The sequence below is a fragment of the Anaeromyxobacter sp. SG17 genome (assembly GCF_022690695.1).
GTDB lineage: Bacteria > Myxococcota > Myxococcia > Myxococcales > Anaeromyxobacteraceae > Anaeromyxobacter > Anaeromyxobacter soli.
Genome location: NZ_JALCYX010000157.1, coordinates 1 through 851, shown reverse-complemented (window position 1 = coordinate 851; position 851 = coordinate 1). Strand labels below are relative to the sequence as shown.

General features: G+C 75.1%; 1 pseudogene. It reads left to right on the top strand.

What is annotated here, in order from left to right:
* Window positions 1–851: pseudogene (locus MNY60_RS23530) on the top strand (hypothetical protein); the annotation flags it as partial.

Sequence of the window (851 nt, the reverse complement as noted above, 5' to 3'; positions counted from 1 at the left end):
AAGCCCCCGCCCGCCGCGGCGAGACCGCCGCCCCGCGCCCCCGCCCCCGCGACGCCCAAGCCTCCGCCCGCCTCCGCGCGAGGGAACGGCGCGGCCTTCCCGGACGTCTCGGACGAGCTCGAGGAGTCCGAGTTCTTCCTGCGAGAAGGGCTCCTCGGCGCCGCGCGCGAGGCGCTCCAGAACCTCCTCGCCCTGCACCCGCATCACCCGGCGATCGAGGCGCGGCTCGCCGAGGTGGAGCGGCGCGCCGCGAGCGAGGCGCCCGCGGCCACCCCTCCGCCCGGAGGGACGGCGCGGGAGACGCGACCGCTCGCGGTCTCCGGCGTCGACGAGAGCTTCGACATCGCGCGGGAGCTCGCGGACGAGCTCGGCGGCGAGGCGTCCCCGGCCGCGGACGACGAGGAGTTCCAGTACTCGGTCGAGGACGTCTTCGCGCAGTTCAAGAAGGGCGTCGAGCAGACCGTCCGCCCCGAGGACAGCGCCACCCACTACGACCTCGGCATCGCCTACAAGGAGATGGCGCTCCTCGACGACGCCGTCCACGAGTTCGAGGTGGCGCTCAAGGGCGCCGAGAAGCGGCGCGCGATCGACTGCCTCTCGATGATCGGCCTCTGCCGCATGGCGAAGGGGGAGCACGGCGAGGCGATCCGCGCCTTCCGCCGCGCGCTCGCGTCCGACGTGCTCACCAAGGAGGCCGCCAAGGCCGTCCAGTACGAGCTCGCTGCGGCGCACGAGGCCGTCGGGGAGTCGGAGGTGGGGCTCTGGTTCCTCCAGCGCGTGGCGAAGCTCGACCCGGCGTTCCGCGACGTCGCGGACCGGATCCGCGCGCTCGGCGGCGGCCCGGGCCGTCC